This window comes from Streptomyces sp. N35 (genome assembly GCF_016464295.1).
Taxonomy (GTDB): domain Bacteria; phylum Actinomycetota; class Actinomycetes; order Streptomycetales; family Streptomycetaceae; genus Streptomyces.
Window position 1 is genome coordinate 35,520 of sequence record NZ_JAEIMH010000054.1, and the last position, 18,647, is coordinate 54,166.

The following is an 18,647-nucleotide window of genomic DNA, read 5'->3' on the forward strand; positions in this document are numbered from 1 at the left end:
GGCTGTCCGACGCCCACAATCGGCCACTTTCAGCCAACGCCCGCCGAATGTGGAGATTTCGTGGGTGACTTGTGTCCCTTCATCATCAACTCCCTTGCACGGGACGCCCCGAGGAGTCTTCTTGCGCTCTCGCACCGCCATAGCCGCCGTCACCGCCGCGCTCGTCACGGGCGGCCTGACCATGCTCGCCGCCCCGTCGCAGGCGGCCGAGTACTCCTCCGCACTCAAGCTCTACGGCGTGCAATACGACGCCCCGGGCACGGACAGCAACCGCTGCTCGGGCGGCAACACGAAGGACGAGTATCTGACGATCAAGAACTACTCGCGCAGCACGACCGTGAACCTGAAGGGCTACTTCGTGAAGGACGCGACGGGCAACCGCTTCACGTTCACGAAGAGCCACACCCTCCAGCCCGGTGACCACATCAAGCTGCGCGGCGGCAACGGCACCGACTCCGACGCGAACAACGTGGTCTACCGCAACAACTGCAACTTCATCTGGAACAACCCGGGCGACACGATCTCCTTCTCCAAGCCGTCCGGCACCGGGGCGGACTCCCACAAGTACACGAAGTCCGGCAGCGACCCGGACGGGAACGGGTACGTGAAGTTCCACGGGTGAGGAACGGGTACGTGAAGTTCCACGGGTGAGGAACGGGTACGTGAAGTTCCACGGCTGAGCAGCAACCCCAACCCCCTCGACCTGGGCATCGGCCCTGGCGCCGCCCCCTCCGACCAAGATCAATTGTCAGTGCCGGCTGGGAAGATGGAGACATCGAACGGGAGCTGCAGGGGCTCCCGGGACGAGGGGGATCATCCATGTCCGGAGCGCAGAACTACATCAACCACGTCGCACTGGTGCTCGACGCCAGCTCATCCATGTCCCACCTGAGCCGCAAGGTCGTCGAGGTCGCCGACCAGCAGATCGCATATCTGGCGCGCCGCTCGCAGGAGTTGGACCAGGAGACGCGCGTGACGGTGTACGTCTTCTCGAACCAGGTCGAGTGCGTCATCTACGACAAGGACGTGCTGCGGATGCCGTCCCTGAAGCAGCTGTACCGGGCGAGCGGCTCGACGGCGCTGCTTGCCGCCACCCTGAAGTCGCAGCGCGAACTGGCCCAGACGGCCCAGCTCTACGGGGACCACAGCTTCCTGACGTTCGTCCTCACCGATGGCCAGGAGAACACGAGCCACCGCTGCTCGGACAGCCAGGGCAAGACACAGCAGCAACTGGTGCAGGCGGTCGCCGACTTGGCGCGGACCCAGGAGGACAACTGGACGCTGGCCGTCCTCGTCCCCGACCAGATGGGCAAGCGCGAGGCCATGCAGTGCGGCTTCCCGAAGGACAACATCGCGATCTGGGACGCCACCAGCACCCAGGGCCTCGAGGAGGCCGGCCAGGTCATCCAGGAGGCCACCGAGAAGTTCATGGTGGGCCGCACCAAGGGCATCCGCGGCTCCCGCGCCGTGTTCTCCACGGGCGCGGACGCGGTCAACAAGGACACGATCAAGGCGGCAGGCCTCACCTCGGTGGACCCGTCCGGCTACCAACTCCTCGCGGTGGACCGCGAGGAGACGATCCGCGCGTGGGTCGTCGACAACGGCCACACCTACCGCACGGGGGCCGCCTTCTATGAGCTGGGGAAGTCCGAGAAGGTCCAGGCCCGCAAGCAGATAGCGGTCCTGGAGAAGAAGACCGACAAAATCTACACGGGCCCCCAGGCCCGCACCCTCCTCGGCCTGCCGAACGCGGAGGTCCGCATCAAGCCGGACCACAACGACGAGTTCACCATCTTCATCCAGAGCACCAGCGTGAACCGGAAGCTGGTCCCGCAGACGCGCTTGCTTCTGATGACCCAGAGCTGACCCCACCTCACCGGGCCCGGACCGCCCCGGTCCGGGCCCTCGGCATGCCTCCTGTGACGAGGCTTGCGTCGCGCACCCTGTGACGAGCCTTGCGTTGCGACGGTCCGCGCGCGGTTGCGTTGATCGGGCGCATGCCTCTGCGAAGCCGTCTCCTTCACGAACACCTTCGTGGGAGTACCTTCGGGACGGCGCCGTCGGAAACCTTCATCTGCTCACCCGCTGCGAGACGTCGCCGATCACCTCGGAAGCGGCAGCTCGCTGGCACGGGACATCAGGAAGTGGCTCAATCCGATCCCTTCGCTGCCGCAGCGCCAGTACGCCGCAACGCCCACCCCGCAGTCCGGTCGGGGACAGAGGTGGGCGTAGCGTCAGGTCCGTACGCCGTTGTACGGAGCGTCAGTTGGGGCCCGCCGGATCAGCGAGCCGGTGGGGCCGACCGGCAAGTCGGCCCCGGGCGGTCAGACCGTCAGCGACCGGTCCGTCGGGCGGATCGGGGCCGGTAGCTCGGACGCACCCGTCAGGAAGCGGTCCACGCCGCGCGCCGCCGAGCGGCCCTCGGCGATCGCCCAGACGATCAGCGACTGGCCACGGCCCGCGTCACCGGCGACGAACACACCGGGGACGTTGGTCTCGTAGTCGTCGTTGCGGGCGATGTTGCCGCGCGCGTCGAGCTCCAGGCCGAACTGGGAGACCAGACCGTTCTCGACGTCCGTACCGGTGAAGCCCATCGCCAGGGTCACCAGCTGGGCGGGGATCACACGCTCGGTGCCCGGCTTCTGGGTCAGCTTGCCGTCCACGAACTCCACCTCGATGAGGTGCAGCGACTGCACATTGCCGTCCTCGTCGCCCGCGAAGTGCGTGGTCGACACGGAGTAGACCCGCTCGCCGCCCTCCTCGTGCGCGGAGGTCACCTTGTACAGCATCGGGAAGGTCGGCCACGGCTGACCGGAAGCACGCTCATCGCCCGGCTTGGGCATGATCTCCAGCTGGGTGACGGACGCGGCACCCTGACGGTGCGCGGTGCCCACGCAGTCGGCGCCCGTGTCGCCGCCGCCGATGACCACGACGTGCTTGCCCTCGGCCGTGATCGGCGGGGCCACGAAGTCGCCCTCGACCACCTTGTTGGCGAGCGGCAGGTACTCCATCGCCTGGTGGATGCCCTTCAGCTCCCGCCCGGGGACGGGGAGTTCACGAGCGGTGGTGGCACCGGCGGCGATGACGACCGCGTCGTACCGCTTGCGCAGGTCCGTCGACTTGAGGTCACGGCCGATCTCGACGCCCGTACGGAAGCGGGTGCCCTCCGCGCGCATCTGCTCGATGCGCCGGTTGATGTGCACCTTCTCCATCTTGAACTCGGGGATGCCGTACCGGAGCAGACCACCGATACGGTCCGCGCGCTCGAACACGGCGACCGTGTGGCCGGCCCGCGTCAGCTGCTGGGCGGCGGCCAGACCCGCAGGGCCGGAGCCGACGACCGCGACGGTCTTGCCGGACAGGCGCTCGGGCGCCTGCGGCTTGACGTCGTTGGCGTCCCAGGCCTTGTCGATGATCGAGACCTCGACGTTCTTGATGGTCACGGCCGGCTGCGAGATGCCGAGGACGCACGCCGACTCGCACGGAGCGGGGCACAGACGGCCCGTGAACTCCGGGAAGTTGTTCGTGGCGTGCAGCCGCTCGGAAGCGGCCGCCCAGTCCTCGCGGTACGCGTAGTCGTTCCACTCGGGGATCAGGTTCCCGAGCGGGCAGCCGTTGTGGCAGAACGGGATGCCGCAGTCCATGCAGCGCGAGGCCTGCGTCGAGATGATCGGAAGCAGGGATCCGGGGACGTAGACCTCCTTCCAGTCCTGAACGCGCTCCTCGACCGGACGGGAACAGGCGACCTCGCGGCCGTGCTTGAGAAAGCCCTTCGGATCAGCCATTGGTCGCCGCCTCCATCATCTTCTCGGTGATCTCGGACTCGGAGAGTCCGGCTCGCTCGGCGGCGTCCTTGGCGGCGAGCACTGCCTTGTACGTCTGCGGAATGATCTTGGTGAAGCGCTGAGCCGACGTGTCCCAGTCGACGAGCAGCTTCTCGGCGACGGTGGAGCCGGTCTCCTCGGCGTGGCGGCGCACGACATCGTGCAGCCACTGCTTGTCGGCGTCGGAGAGCTCCTCGACCGCCGCCAGGTTCCCGGCGTTGACGTTGTCGCGGTCCAGGTCGATCACGTACGCGGTGCCGCCGGACATACCGGCCGCGAAGTTGCGTCCCGTCTCGCCGAGGACGACCGCCTGGCCACCGGTCATGTACTCGCAACCGTGGTCACCGACACCCTCGGAGACGACCAGCGCACCGGAGTTACGGACGCAGAAGCGCTCTCCCGTACGACCGCGCAGGAAGATCTCACCGCCCGTCGCGCCGTACGCGATGGTGTTGCCGGCGATCGTCGAGTACTCGGCGAGGTGGTCGGCCGCGCGGTCCGGGCGGACGATGACACGGCCGCCCGAAAGGCCCTTGCCCACATAGTCGTTGGCGTCGCCCTCGAGGCGCAGCGTCACACCGCGCGGCACGAAGGCGCCGAAGGACTGGCCGGCGGAGCCCGTGAAGGTGATGTCGATCGTGTCGTCCGGCAGACCGGCGCCACCGAAGCGCTTGGTCACCTCGTGGCCGAGCATCGTGCCGACGGTCCGGTTGATGTTGCGGATCGCGACCTGGGCACGGACCGGCTGGGCGGCCTCGGCGGAGTCCACGGCGAGGGCGTCGGCGGCGAGCTTGATCAGCTCGTTGTCGAGCGCCTTCTCCAGACCGTGGTCCTGGGAGATCAGCTGGTGACGGACGGCGCCCTCGGGCAGGTCCGGCACGTGGAACAGCGGCTCCAGGTCCAGGCCCTGCGCCTTCCAGTGCTGCACGGCCCGCTCGGTGTCGAGGAGTTCGGCGTGGCCGACGGCCTCCTCGACGGTACGGAAGCCGAGCTCGGCGAGGATCTCGCGGACCTCTTCGGCGATGAACTCGAAGAAGTTGACGATGTACTCGGCCTTGCCGGTGAAGCGCTCCCGCAGGACCGGGTTCTGCGTGGCGATGCCGACCGGGCAGGTGTCCAGGTGGCAGACGCGCATCATGACGCAGCCGGAGACGACGAGCGGCGCGGTCGCGAAACCGAACTCCTCGGCGCCGAGCAGCGCGGCGATGACCACGTCACGGCCGGTCTTCAGCTGACCGTCGGTCTGCACGACGATGCGGTCACGCAGACCGTTCAGGAGCAGCGTCTGCTGGGTCTCGGCGAGGCCGAGCTCCCAGGGACCGCCCGCGTGCTTGAGCGAGGTCAGCGGCGAAGCACCCGTACCGCCGTCGTGGCCGGAGATGAGGACCACGTCCGCGTGTGCCTTGGAGACACCCGCGGCGACCGTGCCGACGCCGACCTCGGAGACCAGCTTCACGTGGATGCGGGCCGACGGGTTGGCGTTCTTGAGGTCGTGGATCAGCTGAGCCAGGTCCTCGATGGAGTAGATGTCGTGGTGCGGCGGCGGCGAGATGAGCCCCACGCCCGGCGTCGAGTGACGGGTCTTGGCGACCCACGGGTAGACCTTCGGGCCGGGCAGCTGACCGCCCTCACCGGGCTTGGCGCCCTGGGCCATCTTGATCTGGATGTCGTCGGCGTTGACCAGGTACTCCGAGGTCACACCGAAGCGGCCGGAGGCGACCTGCTTGATGCTGGACCGTCGCGCCGGGTCGTACAGACGCTCCGGGTCCTCGCCGCCCTCACCGGTGTTGGACTTGCCGCCCAACTGGTTCATGGCGATGGCGAGGGTCTCGTGCGCCTCCTTGGAGATGGAGCCGTACGACATGGCGCCGGTCGAGAACCGCTTGACGATCTCGGAGACGGGCTCGACCTCGTCGATGGAGATCGAGGGGCGGTCCGAGTTGAAGCCGAACAGACCGCGCAGCGTCATCAGGCGCTGGGACTGCTCGTCCACGCGCGAGGTGTACTGCTTGAAGATGTCGTAGCGGCGGTTGCGCGAGGCGTGCTGCAGACGGAAGACCGTGTCCGGGTCGAACAGGTGCGGCTCGCCCTCACGGCGCCACTGGTACTCGCCGCCGATGTCCAGGGCGCGGTGCGCCGAGGGCACGCCGGAGGCCGGGTAGGCCTTGGCGTGGCGTGCGGCCACTTCCTTGGCGATGACGTCGATGCCGACGCCGCCGATCTTGGAGGTGGTGCCGTTGAAGTACTTGTCGACAAAGGCCTGTTCGAGACCGACGGCCTCGAAGACCTGCGCGCCGCGGTAGGAGGCGACGGTGGAGATGCCCATCTTGGACATGACCTTGAGGACGCCCTTGCCGAGCGCGTAGATCAGGTTGCGGATGGCCTGCTCGGCCTCGATGCCGGGCAGGAACGTTCCGGCCCGGACGAGGTCCTCGACGGACTCCATCGCCAGGTACGGGTTGACCGCGGCGGCGCCGAACCCGATGAGCAGCGCGACGTGGTGCACCTCGCGGACATCGCCGGCCTCGACGAGCAGACCCACCTGGGTGCGCTGCTTCGTACGGATGAGGTGGTGGTGCACGGCCGCGGTGAGCAGCAGCGACGGGATCGGCGCGTGCTCGGCGTCCGAGTGCCGGTCCGAGAGCACGATCAGGCGGGCGCCGCCCTCGATCGCGGCGTCGGCCTCGGCGCAGATCTCCTCGATCCGCGCGGCGAGGGTCTCGCCGCCACCGGAGACCCGGTAGAGACCGGACAGCGTCACGGCCTTCATACCGGGCATGTCGCCGTCGGCGTTGATGTGGATGAGCTTGGCCAGCTCGTCGTTGTCGATCACCGGGAAGGGCAGCGTGACCGAACGGCAGGACGCGGCCTGCGGGTCGAGCAGGTTGGAGCCCGGGCCGAGCGACGAAAGCAGCGAGGTGACGAGCTCCTCGCGGATCGCGTCCAGCGGCGGGTTGGTGACCTGCGCGAACAGCTGGGTGAAGTAGTCGAAGATCAGCCGCGGACGCTCGGACAGCGCGGCGATCGGCGAGTCGGTGCCCATCGAACCGATCGGCTCGGCACCGGACTTGGCCATCGGCGTGAGCAGGATGCGCAGCTCTTCCTCGGTGTAACCGAAGGTCTGCTGGCGGCGGGTGACCGAGGCGTGGGTGTGCACGATGTGCTCACGCTCGGGCAGGTCCGAGAGCTCGATCTCGCCGGCCTCGAGCCACTCCGCGTACGGGTGCTCGGCGGCGAGCGCCGACTTGATCTCGTCGTCCTCGATGATGCGGTGCTCGGCGGTGTCGACGAGGAACATCCGGCCGGGCTGCAGCCGGCCCTTGCGGACCACCTTCGCGGGGTCGATGTCGAGTACGCCGACCTCGGAGCCGAGCACGACGAGACCCTCGTCGGTGACCCAGTAGCGGCCGGGGCGCAGACCGTTGCGGTCGAGGACCGCGCCGACCTGGGTGCCGTCGGTGAAGGTGACACAGGCCGGGCCGTCCCAGGGCTCCATCAGCGTGGAGTGGTACTGGTAGAACGCGCGCCGGGCCGGGTCCATGGAGGCGTGGTTCTCCCAGGCCTCCGGGATCATCATCAGGACCGAGTGGGGCAGCGAACGGCCGCCCAGGTGCAGGAGTTCGAGCACCTCGTCGAAGGACGCGGAGTCCGAGGCGTCCGGCGTACAGATCGGGAAGATCCGCTCCAGCTGCTCGCTGCCGAAGAGGTCGGAAGCCAGCTGCGACTCACGCGCCGTCATCCAGTTCCGGTTGCCCTTGACGGTGTTGATCTCACCGTTGTGCGCGACGAAGCGGTACGGGTGGGCGAGCGGCCAGCTCGGGAAGGTGTTCGTCGAGAAGCGCGAGTGGACGAGCGCGAGCGCCGAGGCGAAACGGCGGTCCGACAGGTCCGGGAAGAAGGGCTCGAGCTGGCCGGTGGTCAGCATGCCCTTGTAGACGATGGTGCGCGCGGAGAACGACGGGAAGTACGTCGCGGCCTCCCGCTCGGACCGCTTGCGCAGCGCGAACGCCTTACGGTCGAGGTCGATGTCCTTCGAGACACCGTCCGCGACGAAGAGCTGACGGAACACCGGCATCGTCGAGCGGGCGGAAGCGCCGAGCAGCTCGGGCGCGACCGGCACCTCACGCCAGCCGAGGACGTTCAGGCCCTCCTCGGCGGCGATGCCCTCGATCTTCGCGGCGGTCTCGTCGGCGCCCTCGACCGGAAGGAAGGCGATACCCACGGCGTACGCGCCGGCGTCGGGCAGCTCGAACGCGGTGACCTCGCGCAGGAAGGCGTCGGGGACCTGGCACAGGATGCCCGCGCCGTCACCCGAGTCGGGCTCGGAGCCGGTGGCACCGCGGTGTTCGAGGTTGCGCAGTACGGTCAACGCCTGCTCCACCAGCTGGTGGCTGGCAACACCGGTCAGGGTGGCCACGAACCCGACACCGCAGGCGTCGTGCTCGTTACGGGGGTCGTACATCCCCTGCTGGGCGGGGCGACCGTCCATGGGCGACCAGGCGTCGGAACGCATCGGCTCTCCCGTCGTCGTCGAGGCAAAAGTGCAGGTGCCGAGGGACGACGTTGGCCCTCACGCTTCAAGAACTGCGCGAAATTTCGTGCAGGTTACATGATGCGGCGCATCTCGAAAATCGGATAACGCATTCCATCATGCGGACACTGCGGGGTGCGGCCGTCCCTTCATGGAAGGGACCTTCGCGGGCAGATCAGTGACCGAGGGGGCCCATGTTTCGCGTGGGCTTCGTTGCCCAGAGGTGCGCCGGGGCCTCATTGCCCACGGCGCTTACGGCTCATGCCCTGCTGTCATGGGATCGAAACCGCTCGGTAACGACTACTTATGCCAGCGTCTGCATAGACCTGCAAGGTCTTATCCTACGGCGGTTCCGAACAGAGTGCCGAGGACGTACGTCACACCGGCAGCGGCCCCACCGAGCCCGAGCTGCCGCAGCCCGCTGAACCACCAGCTGCGCGCGGTCACCTTGGCCACCACGGCGCCGCAGGCGAACAGTCCGAACAGCGAGAGCAGCACGGCCGGCCACAGCACGGTCGCACCGAGGAGATAAGGCAGTACGGGCAGCAGGGCCCCGAGCGCGAAGGCGCCGAACGACGAGACGGCCGCCACGGTCGGCGAGGGCAGATCGTCCGGGTCGATGCCCAGCTCCTCGCGTGCATGGATCTCGAGGGCCTGCTCGGGGTCGCGCGACAGCTGCCGCGCCACCTCGCGGGCGAGCCCGGGCTCGACACCGCGCGAGACGTACAGCTCGGCGAGCTCCCGTTCCTCGCACTCCGGGTGCTTGCGCAACTCGCGCCGCTCGACGTCGAGTTCGGCCTGGACGAGCTCGCGCTGGGAGGCGACGGAGGTGTACTCACCGGCGGCCATGGAGAACGCGCCGGCCGCGAGGCCCGCGAGCCCGGTGATCACGATGGTCTGCTGCGACACGGATCCGCCGGCCACACCGGTCATCAGCGCGAGGTTGGACACGAGTCCGTCCATCGCCCCGAACACGGCGGGCCGCAGCCAGCCGCCGTTCACATCGCGGTGCGTGTGGTTGTCGCGGTGCGCCTCGTGCAGAGTCGCTTCGGTCTCGATGATCGCCACGTTCCTGGCCCCCTTTTCCGCCTGCCGCACGACGGCCGTTCTCCCGTCGCACGACATCGAAAGTACGCGCGAAAAATGGCTCCTGCCAGCAAGGAAGGCCATACTTACCTAGCCTAAGGACCGGTTAGGCAGGCCTGCCTGACCACCTGACAGCCGCAGGCGAAGGGGTGACGTAAGCCCCCAGCCGCACAGCACCGGCGACCCACGGGGAACGCATCCTCCATGCAGCAGCCGATTGCATACGTTCCGGCGGAGCCAGCCGCGCCGACCGCCGCCCAGACTCTGCGCGCCCGGGCGAGGGGCGCCCTCCTCGGCCTCGCCGTCGGCGACGCCCTCGGCGCCCCCGCCGAGAACCTCAAGCCCTCCGAGATCCGCGCCCGCTGGGGCCGTATCGAGGGGTTCGTCGTCGACGACCCCGCCGGCACCGACGACACCGAGTACGCGATCTTCTCCGGCCTGCTGCTCGCCCGCTACGGCTCGGGGCTCACCACCGCTCGGGCCGAGACCGCCTGGCACCAGTGGATCGCCGACCTCGACGAGGGCCCCTTCAAGGGGGCCGGGTTCAGCGAACGCGGCACCCTCGAGAACCTCCGCCGGGGCCTCGCCGCTCCCGTCACCGCCCAGCACCGGCACGCCTGGAGCGACGGGCTCGCGATGCGGGCCGCGCCCTTCGGGGTGTACGCGGTGGGCAACCCCGCCGAGGCCGCGCGCCTCGTCGCGATCGACGGCTCGGTGAGCCACGACGGCGAGGGCATCTACGGCGGCCAGGCCGTCGCCGCGGGAGTCGCCGCCGCGATGGGCGGCGCGGGCGCGGCCGCGGTGATCGGCGCCGCGCTCTCCGTCATCCCCATGGACTCGTGGACGGCACGTTCCCTGCGCCGCGCGGTCATCGCCGCCCCCGCAGGCGAGCGCGCGGTCCGCAGCGCGGTCGTCATCGGCGGCTACCCGTGGACCGATCTCGCGCCCGAGGCGGTGGGCCTCGCCTTCGGCGCGTTCGCCGCGGCCCGGGGCGACTTCCGCGAGGCGGTCCTGATGGCGGTCAACATGGGCCGCGACGCCGCTACGACGGCCGCGCTCGCCGGCGCGCTCGCCGGGGCGCCGCGGGGCGGGGCGGCCCTCCCCGGACCGTGGGCGCGGGCGATCGGCCCGGTCCGCGGCAGCTGCCTGCCCTCCATGGCGGGCCATCACGTCCTGGACGTCGCCGACCTGCTCGCCCCGGACGACGAGGAGACGACACCATGACGCGCGACGACGCCGCACTGCCGCATCACGACACGACCCCCGCCCCGAGCCGCTCACGAATCGAAGGACTCCTCCTCGGCATCGCCGCGGGAGACGCCGCCGGCTGGCCCGCCGCCCGGCACCGTGCCGCCCGGATGCCCGAGTGGACCCGCCGGCTCACCCGCGAACTCGACACCTTCGCCGAGCAGAACGCCACCACCACGCTTCCCGTACCCATCGCCCTCAACCAGCCGCCCGAGCCCCTGCAACTCGGACCGTCCGACGACGCCGAGTGGGCGGCGTTCACGGCCGTCTCGCTGCTCAAGTCGGCCGCCGCGGGTGAGCCCGCACTGCGCGTACGGGCCGCCGTGGACCACACCTGGCAGACCCTCGCGGCCCAGATCGCCGAGGCCGAACAGCGCGCCCCCGAGGTCGAGTCCGCGGTCGTGCCGCTAAGGGCCCGTATCTCCGTACGCGCGGGTCTGGGCAATCTCGCCGGCGGTCTGCGGCCGCCCGCGACCGGCCATGACAATCCGCACTACTTCGACGACGCGGCCTGTGTACGCGGCTGCGTGCTCGCCCTGCTGCACCCGGGCGACCCCCAACGGGCCGCGGACCTGGCCGAGTTCGACGCCCGCTACACCCAGGACGGCGACGGTGTGCACGGCGCACGCGCCATGGCCGCGGCGAGCGCCGCACTGCTCGGCGGCTGGGACATCGACGCGGCCGTGGACGCGGCGCTCGACCAGCTGCCGGACGCGACGGAGATCGGCCGCAACGCCCAGCATGCCGTGAAGCTCGCCCGCGACGCCGACGACGCCTTCGCCCTCGTACCGGTCCTCGAGCACCAGATCGTCGACCACGTCTACAGCTACGGCATCGCGGCCGCCGAGACCGTTCCCGTCGCCCTCGCCCTGACCACCGCGTCCCGCGGCTCCCTCGCACGCGCGGTACCGGCCGCCGCCTGCCTCTCCCGCGTCGCCGACTCGGCGCCGGCGCTCGCGGGCGCGCTCGCGGGCGCGTACGAAGGGGCACAAGGCGTGCCCGAGTCCTGGCGCGCGGCCTGCCGCACCCTGTCGGGCTGTGCGCTGCCCCGGCTCGCGGGCACCGATCTGGTGGAACTCGCGGCGGAACTCGCCGAACTCCTCGCACCAGACCGGGAACTGGCCGCCACGGGTGGACAATTCACGCATGACAGACAGGAAAGGTGCATCTGACACAGGCGGTCTTCCCCTGGACGACCGCATCAGCCTCGCCCTGACCGGCGCCGCGGTCGGCGACGCCCTCGGCGGTCCGGTCGAGGGCTACAGCCCCGAGCAGATCCTGGAGCGCCACGGCGGCCGGGTGCACGGCATCGTCGGCCCCTGGTTCGAGAACTGGCGCACCGCCCGCCCGATCGCCCCGTACCACAAGGGCGACGGCCACATCACGGACGACACCTTGCTGACCCATGCGCTGATCAGGGTGTACGAGAAGGTACGGGACCACCTCGACGCGTACGCCGTGGCCGAGCACCTGGTGCCCGAGCTGACCGGCGAGCCGCGCTGGATCCCGGAGCTGGAGACGGAGGCGATTCTGCTCCAGCGGGTCTTCCTCGCGGAGAAGTGGCTGGTCGCCCGCCTCCACTACGGCCATGTGGACCCGCGCGAGGCAGGCTCGGGCAACATCGTCAACTGCGGCGCGGCGATGTACATGGCGCCGGTCGGCCTGGTCAACGCGGGTAATCCGGCCGGTGCTTACGCCGAGGCCCTGGACATCGCGGGCGCGCATCAGTCCTCGTACGGGCGTGAGGCGGCGGGCGTCTTCGCGGCGGGCGTGGCCGCGGCCTGCACCCCGGGCGCGACCCCCGCCTCCGTCGTGGAGACCTGCCTGTCCCTGGCGAAGGACGGCACGCGGGCCGCGATCGAGGCGGTGTGCACGGCGGCCGCTTCGTACGACTCCTTCGAACCGGCACTCGGCCCACTGCGGGCGGCCGTCGAGCCCTTCGACACCGTGGGCCCGGACTACCGCGCCCCGTCCCTCGGCGCCCGCCGCCCGTCCCGCCTGCACTCCATCGAGGAACTCCCCATCGCCCTCGGCATGCTGCTCGTCGGCGGCGGCGACTACCGCCGTACGGTGCTCGGCGCGGTCAACTACGGCCGGGACTGCGACTCGATCGCCACGATGAGCGGGGCGATGGCGGGGGCGCTGGGTGCGGAGGTCCCCGAGGAGTGGGCGAAGCGGGTCGCGGAGGCCAGCCGTATCGACTTGTCGTCCCCGGCCTTTGCGCTGTCCCAGGTGACCCGCGAGATCCACGCCCGGGACCTGTCCCGCCGCCGCTCCCACGAGGCGGCTTTCGCCGCACTCCTGGACGCCCGATGAATCTCCGCCTCACCTGGGTCCAGCCGGAGGATCTGATCGGCCACGAGCTGCGGCAGCTGGCTTTGGAGGGGTACGACACCTCGTCGGCGCAGTCACGCTGGCTGGCCGCAGGCGGCCACTTGGCGCCGGAACGAGCGGGTGCTTCCCCGCAGTTGCCGAATCCGGCGCTGCGGGCGCTGGCACAACAGCTCCTGGACGAACTGTCCGCCCCGGCCCGGCCGGCAACTCCAGCCCGGCCGGCGTTTGAGGCCATCCGGACGCAGTTCGGCTCCGGGGGCCCGGGGACGCAGCCCCCGGTTTCGGGAAGGGGCGAGGTGGGGGGAAGGGAAGTCCCACCCGCCCACCTGCACGCCGTACACGCAGCCTGGCTCGGCAGAGCAGCCGGCTGCCTCCTGGGCAAACCCGTGGAGAAGCTCCCCCTGCAAGGGATCCGACAGCTCGCGAAAGCCGCCGGCAACTGGCCGCTGCGGACCTGGTTCACGGAGAAGGGCGTCCCCCAGGACCTGCTCCACACCTTCCCCTGGAACAGAAGGAGCGCGAGCACCAGCCTCGCCGAGAACATCGACGGCATGCCCGAGGACGACGACCTCAACTACCCCCTCCTGGGCCTCCTCCTGCTCCAGCGCCACGGCCGCCACTTCACCACCATCGACGTGGCCAAGGTATGGCTCGACGAACTCCCCGCCGGCCGCACCTTCACCGCCGAACGCGTCGCCTACCGCAACCTGCTCGACGGCATCGAACCCCCGGGCACCGCCCGGCACCGCAACCCGTTCCGCGAGTGGATCGGCGCGCTGATCCGCGCCGACGTCCATGGCTGGACCAACCCGGGCAACCCCGAAGCGGCCGCCGAACAGGCCCGCCGCGACGCCGAGCTCACGCATACCGGCAACGGCGTGCACGGCGCCGAGTTCATCGCGGCGGTGATCGCCGAAGCCGCCACCGGCGCCGACGTCCACCGTTCCATCGAGGCCGGGCTCACCGTCGTACCGCCGCAGTCGCAGCTGCACCGGGCGATCACGCACGCGCGCCAACTGGCCCGGACGACAAAGGACTTCGACGCGGTCGTCGACGAACTCCACCGCACCCACGCGGCCCACCACTGGGTCCATGTCATCCCCAACGCGGCCGCGATCACCGCCGCCCTCACCCACGCCGACGGCGACTTCACCCACTCCGTCACCCGCGCCGTATCGGCCGGCTGGGACACCGACTCCAACGGCGCCACGGCCGGCTCGATCGCGGGACTCGTCGCCGGGCATCCCGACCGGCTGCCCGCGCGGTGGACCGACCCGTTGCGCAACCATCTCTCCACCACCGTCGCCGACTTCGACGGCATCGGCTTCGACACCCTCGCCCAGCTCACCTTCCGGGAGGCGACCCGATCATGAGACCCACCCCCCGTATCTCCGTACTCGGCTCCACGAACATGGACCTCGTCGCCTACGTGGCGAAGGCACCGGACCGCGGAGAGACCGTCACCGGACGGGAGTTCCGCACGGTCCCCGGCGGCAAGGGCGCCAACCAGGCGATCGCCGCGGCCCGCGCGGGCGGCGACGTCACGATGATCGGGGCGGTCGGCGCCGATGACTTCGGGGTGCGGCTGCGCGGTGCGCTCGGCGAGTCCGGCGTGGACACCGGCCGGCTGCGTACGGTGGAGGGCGCGAGCGGCACCGCGCACATCGTGGTCGACGACGAGGGCGGCAACGCGATCGTGGTCGTCCCCGGCGCCAACGCCACCGTCACCGGCCTCGCCCCCGGCGACGCGGAGGCCATCGAGGCCACGGGCACGCTCCTGCTCCAGCTGGAGATCCCCCTCGACGGCGTGCTCACCGGCGCGAAGACCGCCCGCGCCCGGGGCGTACGCACGATCCTGACCCCGGCGCCCGCCCAGCCGCTGCCGCCGGAACTGCTCGCCGCCACCGACCTGTTGGTGCCCAACGAGCACGAGGCCGCGACGCTGACCGGCCGCACCGACCCGTACGAGGCAGCCGAGGCCCTCCTCGAGCGGGTCCCGGAGCTGATCATCACGCTCGGCTCGGCGGGCAGCCTGTACGCGGACCGCTCCGGCACCCGGCTCACCGTGCCCGCGCCGCGGGTCAGGGCCGTGGACACGACGGGCGCCGGCGACACCTTCGTGGGTGCGCTGGCGGTGGGGCTGGGCGGGGGGGGCGCGATGCCGGGCGGGCTGGCCTGGGCCCCGGCGGCGCGATGCCGGCCGCGCTGGCCTGGGCCTCGGCGGCGGCCGCGCTGTCGGTCCAGCGCCCGGGCGCCTCGGCCTCGATGCCGGCCCGCGCGGACATCGACGCCGCCGTACGACCGTAAGAGCAACCCGTGCAAGAGAACCCCAAGGACCCCATGGCACCCCCTCCCCCGCTCGCCGGTCTGCGCGTCCTGGACCTGGCCACCCTGTTCGCAGGACCGCTCGCCGCCACGATGCTCGGCGACTTCGGCGCCGAAGTGATCAAGGTGGAGCACCCCCGCAAGCCCGACCCGTCGCGCGGTCACGGGCCCGCGAAGGAGGGGGTCGGCCTGTGGTGGAAGCTGCTCGGCCGCAACAAGCGGACGATCACCCTCGACCTCTCGACGAAGGGCGGCCGCGAGACCCTGCTCAGGCTCGCCGCGACCGCCGACGTGATCGTCGAGAACTTCCGCCCGGGCACGCTGGAGAAGTGGGGCCTCGGTTACGAGGAGTTGAGCGGCGCGAATCCGCGGCTCGTGCTGGCCCGGGTCACGGGCTTCGGCCAGTTCGGACCGTATGCGCACCGCCCCGGCTTCGGGACGCTCGCCGAGGCGATGAGCGGTTTCGCGGCGATCACCGGGGAGCCCGAAGGGCCGCCCACGCTGCCGCCGTTCGGCCTCGCGGACTCCATCGCGGGCCTCGCCACGGCGTACGCGGTGATGACGGCGCTGGCCGGGCGGCAGCGCACGGGCCGCGGCCAGGTGGTGGACATGGCGATCATCGAGCCGATCCTGACGGTCCTGGGCCCGCAGCCCCTCTGGTACGACCAGTTGGGCTTCGTCCAGCCGCGTACCGGCAACCGCTCCACGAACAACGCCCCGCGCAACACCTACCGCACGGCGGACGGCAGATGGGTCGCGGTGTCGACCTCCGCGCAGTCCATCGCGGAACGCGTGATGCACCTGGTCGGACGCCCGGAGCTGATCGCCGAACCGTGGTTCGCGTCGGGCGCGGACCGCGCCGCCCACGCCGACGTGCTCGACGAGGCGGTCGGCTCGTGGATCGCCACCCGCACCCGCTCCGAGGTGATCGCCGCCTTCGAGCAGGCGCAGGCCGCGGTGGCGCCGATCCAGGACGTACGGGATGTGATGGCGGACCCGCAGTACGCGGCCCTCGACACCGTCACCACCGTCGACGACCCCGAACTCGGTCCGCTGCGCATGCAGAACGTCCTGTTCCGCCTCTCGGAGACACCGGGCGGCATCCACTGGGCGGGCCGCCCGCACGGCGCGGACACCGACGAGGTGCTCGGTGAACTCGGCCTGTCCGCGGGCGAGATCGACGAGCTGCGCACGGAGGGCGCCGTATGACCGCGAAGATCCCGCTGACGTGGCTGTACGTGCCCGGGGACCGACCCGAACGCGTCGCGAAGGCCCTCGTGGCCGGAGCGGACGTGGTGATCGTGGACCTGGAGGACGCGGTCGCGGCGGACCGCAAGAGCTATGCGCGGGCGGCGACCTCGGAGCTGCTCTCGGACCGCCACCACGTCCCGGTCCATGTGCGGGTCAACGCCCTCGACGGCCCGCTGGCGCGGCTCGACATCGAGGCGCTCGCGGACCGCCCGGGCCTGGCGTGCCTGCGTCTGCCGAAGGTGACCGCCCCGTCCCAGATCACCCGGGTCGCCGAACTGGCCGGCTCTCCCCCGCTGTTCGCGCTCCTCGAATCGGCCCTGGGCATCGAGTCGGCGTACGCGATCGCGACGGCCCACCCGTCCCTGACCGGTCTCTCCCTCGGCGAGAGCGACCTGCGGGCGGATCTGGGGACCGCCGCGGACACGGGCCTGGACTGGGCCCGCTCGCGTGTGGTGTGCGCGGCCCGTGCGGCGGGCCTGGCGCCCCCGCCCCAGTCCGTGCACACCGACCTCTACGACAGAGACGGACTCGCGGCGTCCTGCGCGCGCGGCCGCGCCCTGGGTTTCCTCGGCCGCGCGGCCATCCATCCCAGCCAGCTCCCGGTGATCGAGCGGGCGTATCTGCCCACCGCGGAGGAGATCGCGGCCGCGCGGGACATCACCAAGGCGGCGGCCACCGACGCGGGCGCGCTGGCTCTGCCGGACGGCCGCTTCGTGGACGCGGCCGTGGTGGCGGGCGCCCGCCGCACCCTGTCCCTGGCCGAGCACCGACCGCCCCCGTAATCCGGTTGGTCCCGGCCACGACCGCGCATACGCTGCCGCGGTGATACCCGTCTCAGAACATCTCCACGACGCCACCGGCCGCACGGTGACCCTGCACGAGGTCACGGCGGCCAACTGGCGGACCGTCGCCGACATCGCCCCGCTGGACTCCCAGCACGCCTTCGCGCCGGCGCTCGCGGCCCGCTACCTTCTGCTCTCGCTCCTTGAGGACGTGTGGCACTCCCTGGCGATCCACGCCGACGACACGGTGGTCGGCCACGTCATGTGGGCCCGCGACGAGGACGGTTCGCACTGGATCGGCGGCCTCCTCATCGACGCCACCGAACAGGGCAAGGGCCTGGCCCGCACGACGATGCGGACCCTGCTTCCCTGGCTCGCCGCCCACCCGGGCCACTTCACGACCCGCCTCTCGTACGACCCGGCGAATATCGCCGCGGCACGTCTGTACACCTCGCTCGGATTCACGCCCACGGGGGCGGAGGAAGACGGTGAGGTCGTGGTCGAACTGACGGGCGAGAAGGGGCCGGACGCCGGCTAGCCCCTCGCTACGCTGCGCCGCATGAACATAGTGATCCCGCTCTTCGACCGCTTCGAGCCGCTCGATGCGATCGGGCCGTACGAGATGCTCGGCTACCTGCCCGGTGCCACCGTGCGCTTCGTCACCGCCGAACCCGGCCTCGTACAGGACGTGTTGGGCTCCCTGCCGGTCCAGGTCACGACGCGGTACTCCGAGGTGGAGCGGTGCGATGTGCTGCTGATCCCGGGCGGGGGCAGCTTCCTGGCGATGGTCGACGACCCGGAGTTCCTCGACTGGGTCCGCCGGATCCACGGCGCGACCCGCTTCACCACCTCGGTCTGCACCGGTTCCCTGGTGCTCGGCGCCGCGGGCCTGCTCGACGGCCTGCCGGCGACCACCCACTGGGACGCGGCGGCGGACCTGGAAGCGTACGGAGCCGTGTACACCGCCGACCGCGTGGTCCGCCAAGGCCGCGTGATCACCTCGGCCGGCGTCTCCTCGGGGATCGACATGGCGCTCCAGCTCTCCGCGCTGCTCACGGACGACCTGACGGCCCAGGCCATCCAGCTCTACACGGAGTACGACCCCGAGCCCCCGTTCGCCTCGGGCTCGGTGGCCAAGGCGTCGGCGGAGATCATCGCCCGGGCGCGCACGCTGGGCTGAGCATGCGGTCGACGTCTGCAGGCGACGCGGTGGTAGCACGCACAAGGGTCCCCTCGAGCCGAGTGGTGCGGGGGGGCCCCCCCCGT

General features: G+C 70.8%; 13 protein-coding genes and 1 pseudogene. 11 read left to right on the forward strand and 3 right to left on the reverse strand.

The window, feature by feature from the left end; genetic code table 11:
* Positions 1 to 121: 121 nt before the first annotated feature.
* Both JAO81_RS26915 and JAO81_RS26920 read left to right on the forward strand, forming a co-directional pair.
* Positions 122 to 622 carry a lamin tail domain-containing protein gene (locus tag JAO81_RS26915; RefSeq protein WP_374194356.1) on the forward strand — a complete coding sequence of 167 codons (501 nt, stop codon included), beginning with the start codon at positions 122 to 124 and terminating at the stop codon, positions 620 to 622.
* A 197-nt stretch (positions 623 to 819) separates the two neighbouring features.
* Positions 820 to 1,866, forward strand: coding sequence for a vWA domain-containing protein (locus JAO81_RS26920; protein WP_199550524.1), 1,047 nt, complete (start codon positions 820 to 822; stop codon positions 1,864 to 1,866).
* Positions 1,867 to 2,324: 458 nt separating this feature from the next.
* Here JAO81_RS26920 and JAO81_RS26925 read toward each other — a convergent pair whose 3' ends face one another.
* The 3 genes from JAO81_RS26925 to JAO81_RS26935 all read right to left on the reverse strand — a co-directional run bounded on the left by JAO81_RS26925 (position 2,325) and on the right by JAO81_RS26935 (position 9,423).
* A complete protein-coding gene (locus JAO81_RS26925) occupies positions 2,325 to 3,785 on the reverse strand; it encodes a glutamate synthase subunit beta (protein WP_199550525.1) in 1,461 nt (486 codons plus the stop codon).
* Complete coding sequence (gene gltB, locus JAO81_RS26930) at positions 3,778 to 8,337, reverse strand: glutamate synthase large subunit (RefSeq protein WP_199550526.1); 4,560 nt, start codon at positions 8,335 to 8,337, stop codon at positions 3,778 to 3,780. Before gltB ends, JAO81_RS26925 begins: the two co-directional genes overlap by 8 nt.
* 354 nt (positions 8,338 to 8,691) lie before the next feature.
* Positions 8,692 to 9,423: a VIT1/CCC1 transporter family protein gene (locus JAO81_RS26935; protein WP_199550527.1), complete on the reverse strand. Its 732-nt coding sequence runs from the start codon at positions 9,421 to 9,423 to the stop codon at positions 8,692 to 8,694.
* 222 nt (positions 9,424 to 9,645) lie between these two features.
* Here JAO81_RS26935 and JAO81_RS26940 point away from each other — a divergent pair, with 222 nt between their 5' ends.
* The 9 genes and pseudogenes from JAO81_RS26940 to JAO81_RS26980 all read left to right on the forward strand — a co-directional run bounded on the left by JAO81_RS26940 (position 9,646) and on the right by JAO81_RS26980 (position 18,561).
* Positions 9,646 to 10,665, forward strand: coding sequence for an ADP-ribosylglycohydrolase family protein (locus JAO81_RS26940; protein WP_199550528.1), 1,020 nt, complete (start codon positions 9,646 to 9,648; stop codon positions 10,663 to 10,665).
* Complete coding sequence (locus tag JAO81_RS26945) at positions 10,662 to 11,861, forward strand: ADP-ribosylglycohydrolase family protein (RefSeq protein WP_199550529.1); 1,200 nt, start codon at positions 10,662 to 10,664, stop codon at positions 11,859 to 11,861. Before JAO81_RS26940 ends, JAO81_RS26945 begins: the two co-directional genes overlap by 4 nt.
* Positions 11,836 to 13,005 carry an ADP-ribosylglycohydrolase family protein gene (locus JAO81_RS26950; RefSeq protein ID WP_199550530.1) on the forward strand — a complete coding sequence of 390 codons (1,170 nt, stop codon included), beginning with the start codon at positions 11,836 to 11,838 and terminating at the stop codon, positions 13,003 to 13,005. The genes JAO81_RS26945 and JAO81_RS26950 overlap by 26 nt, the downstream gene beginning before the upstream one ends.
* The gene (locus tag JAO81_RS26955) at positions 13,002 to 14,396 is read left to right on the forward strand and encodes an ADP-ribosylglycohydrolase family protein (protein WP_199550531.1); all 1,395 of its coding nucleotides are present in this window, start codon (positions 13,002 to 13,004) and stop codon (positions 14,394 to 14,396) included. Before JAO81_RS26950 ends, JAO81_RS26955 begins: the two co-directional genes overlap by 4 nt.
* Positions 14,393 to 15,330: pseudogene (locus JAO81_RS26960) on the forward strand (ribokinase). Before JAO81_RS26955 ends, JAO81_RS26960 begins: the two are co-directional and overlap by 4 nt.
* A 33-nt stretch (positions 15,331 to 15,363) precedes the next feature.
* Entirely contained in the window at positions 15,364 to 16,557 is a 1,194-nt protein-coding gene (locus JAO81_RS26965; RefSeq protein WP_199550532.1) for a CaiB/BaiF CoA-transferase family protein, read from the forward strand.
* Complete coding sequence (locus JAO81_RS26970) at positions 16,554 to 17,381, forward strand: CoA ester lyase (RefSeq protein ID WP_199550533.1); 828 nt, start codon at positions 16,554 to 16,556, stop codon at positions 17,379 to 17,381. The genes JAO81_RS26965 and JAO81_RS26970 overlap by 4 nt, the downstream gene beginning before the upstream one ends.
* Before the next feature lie 40 nt (positions 17,382 to 17,421).
* Positions 17,422 to 17,919: a GNAT family N-acetyltransferase gene (locus tag JAO81_RS26975; RefSeq protein ID WP_199550534.1), complete on the forward strand. Its 498-nt coding sequence runs from the start codon at positions 17,422 to 17,424 to the stop codon at positions 17,917 to 17,919.
* Between the two features lie 21 nt (positions 17,920 to 17,940).
* Positions 17,941 to 18,561, forward strand: coding sequence for a DJ-1/PfpI family protein (locus JAO81_RS26980; protein ID WP_199550535.1), 621 nt, complete (start codon positions 17,941 to 17,943; stop codon positions 18,559 to 18,561).
* Positions 18,562 to 18,647 lie beyond the last annotated feature (86 nt).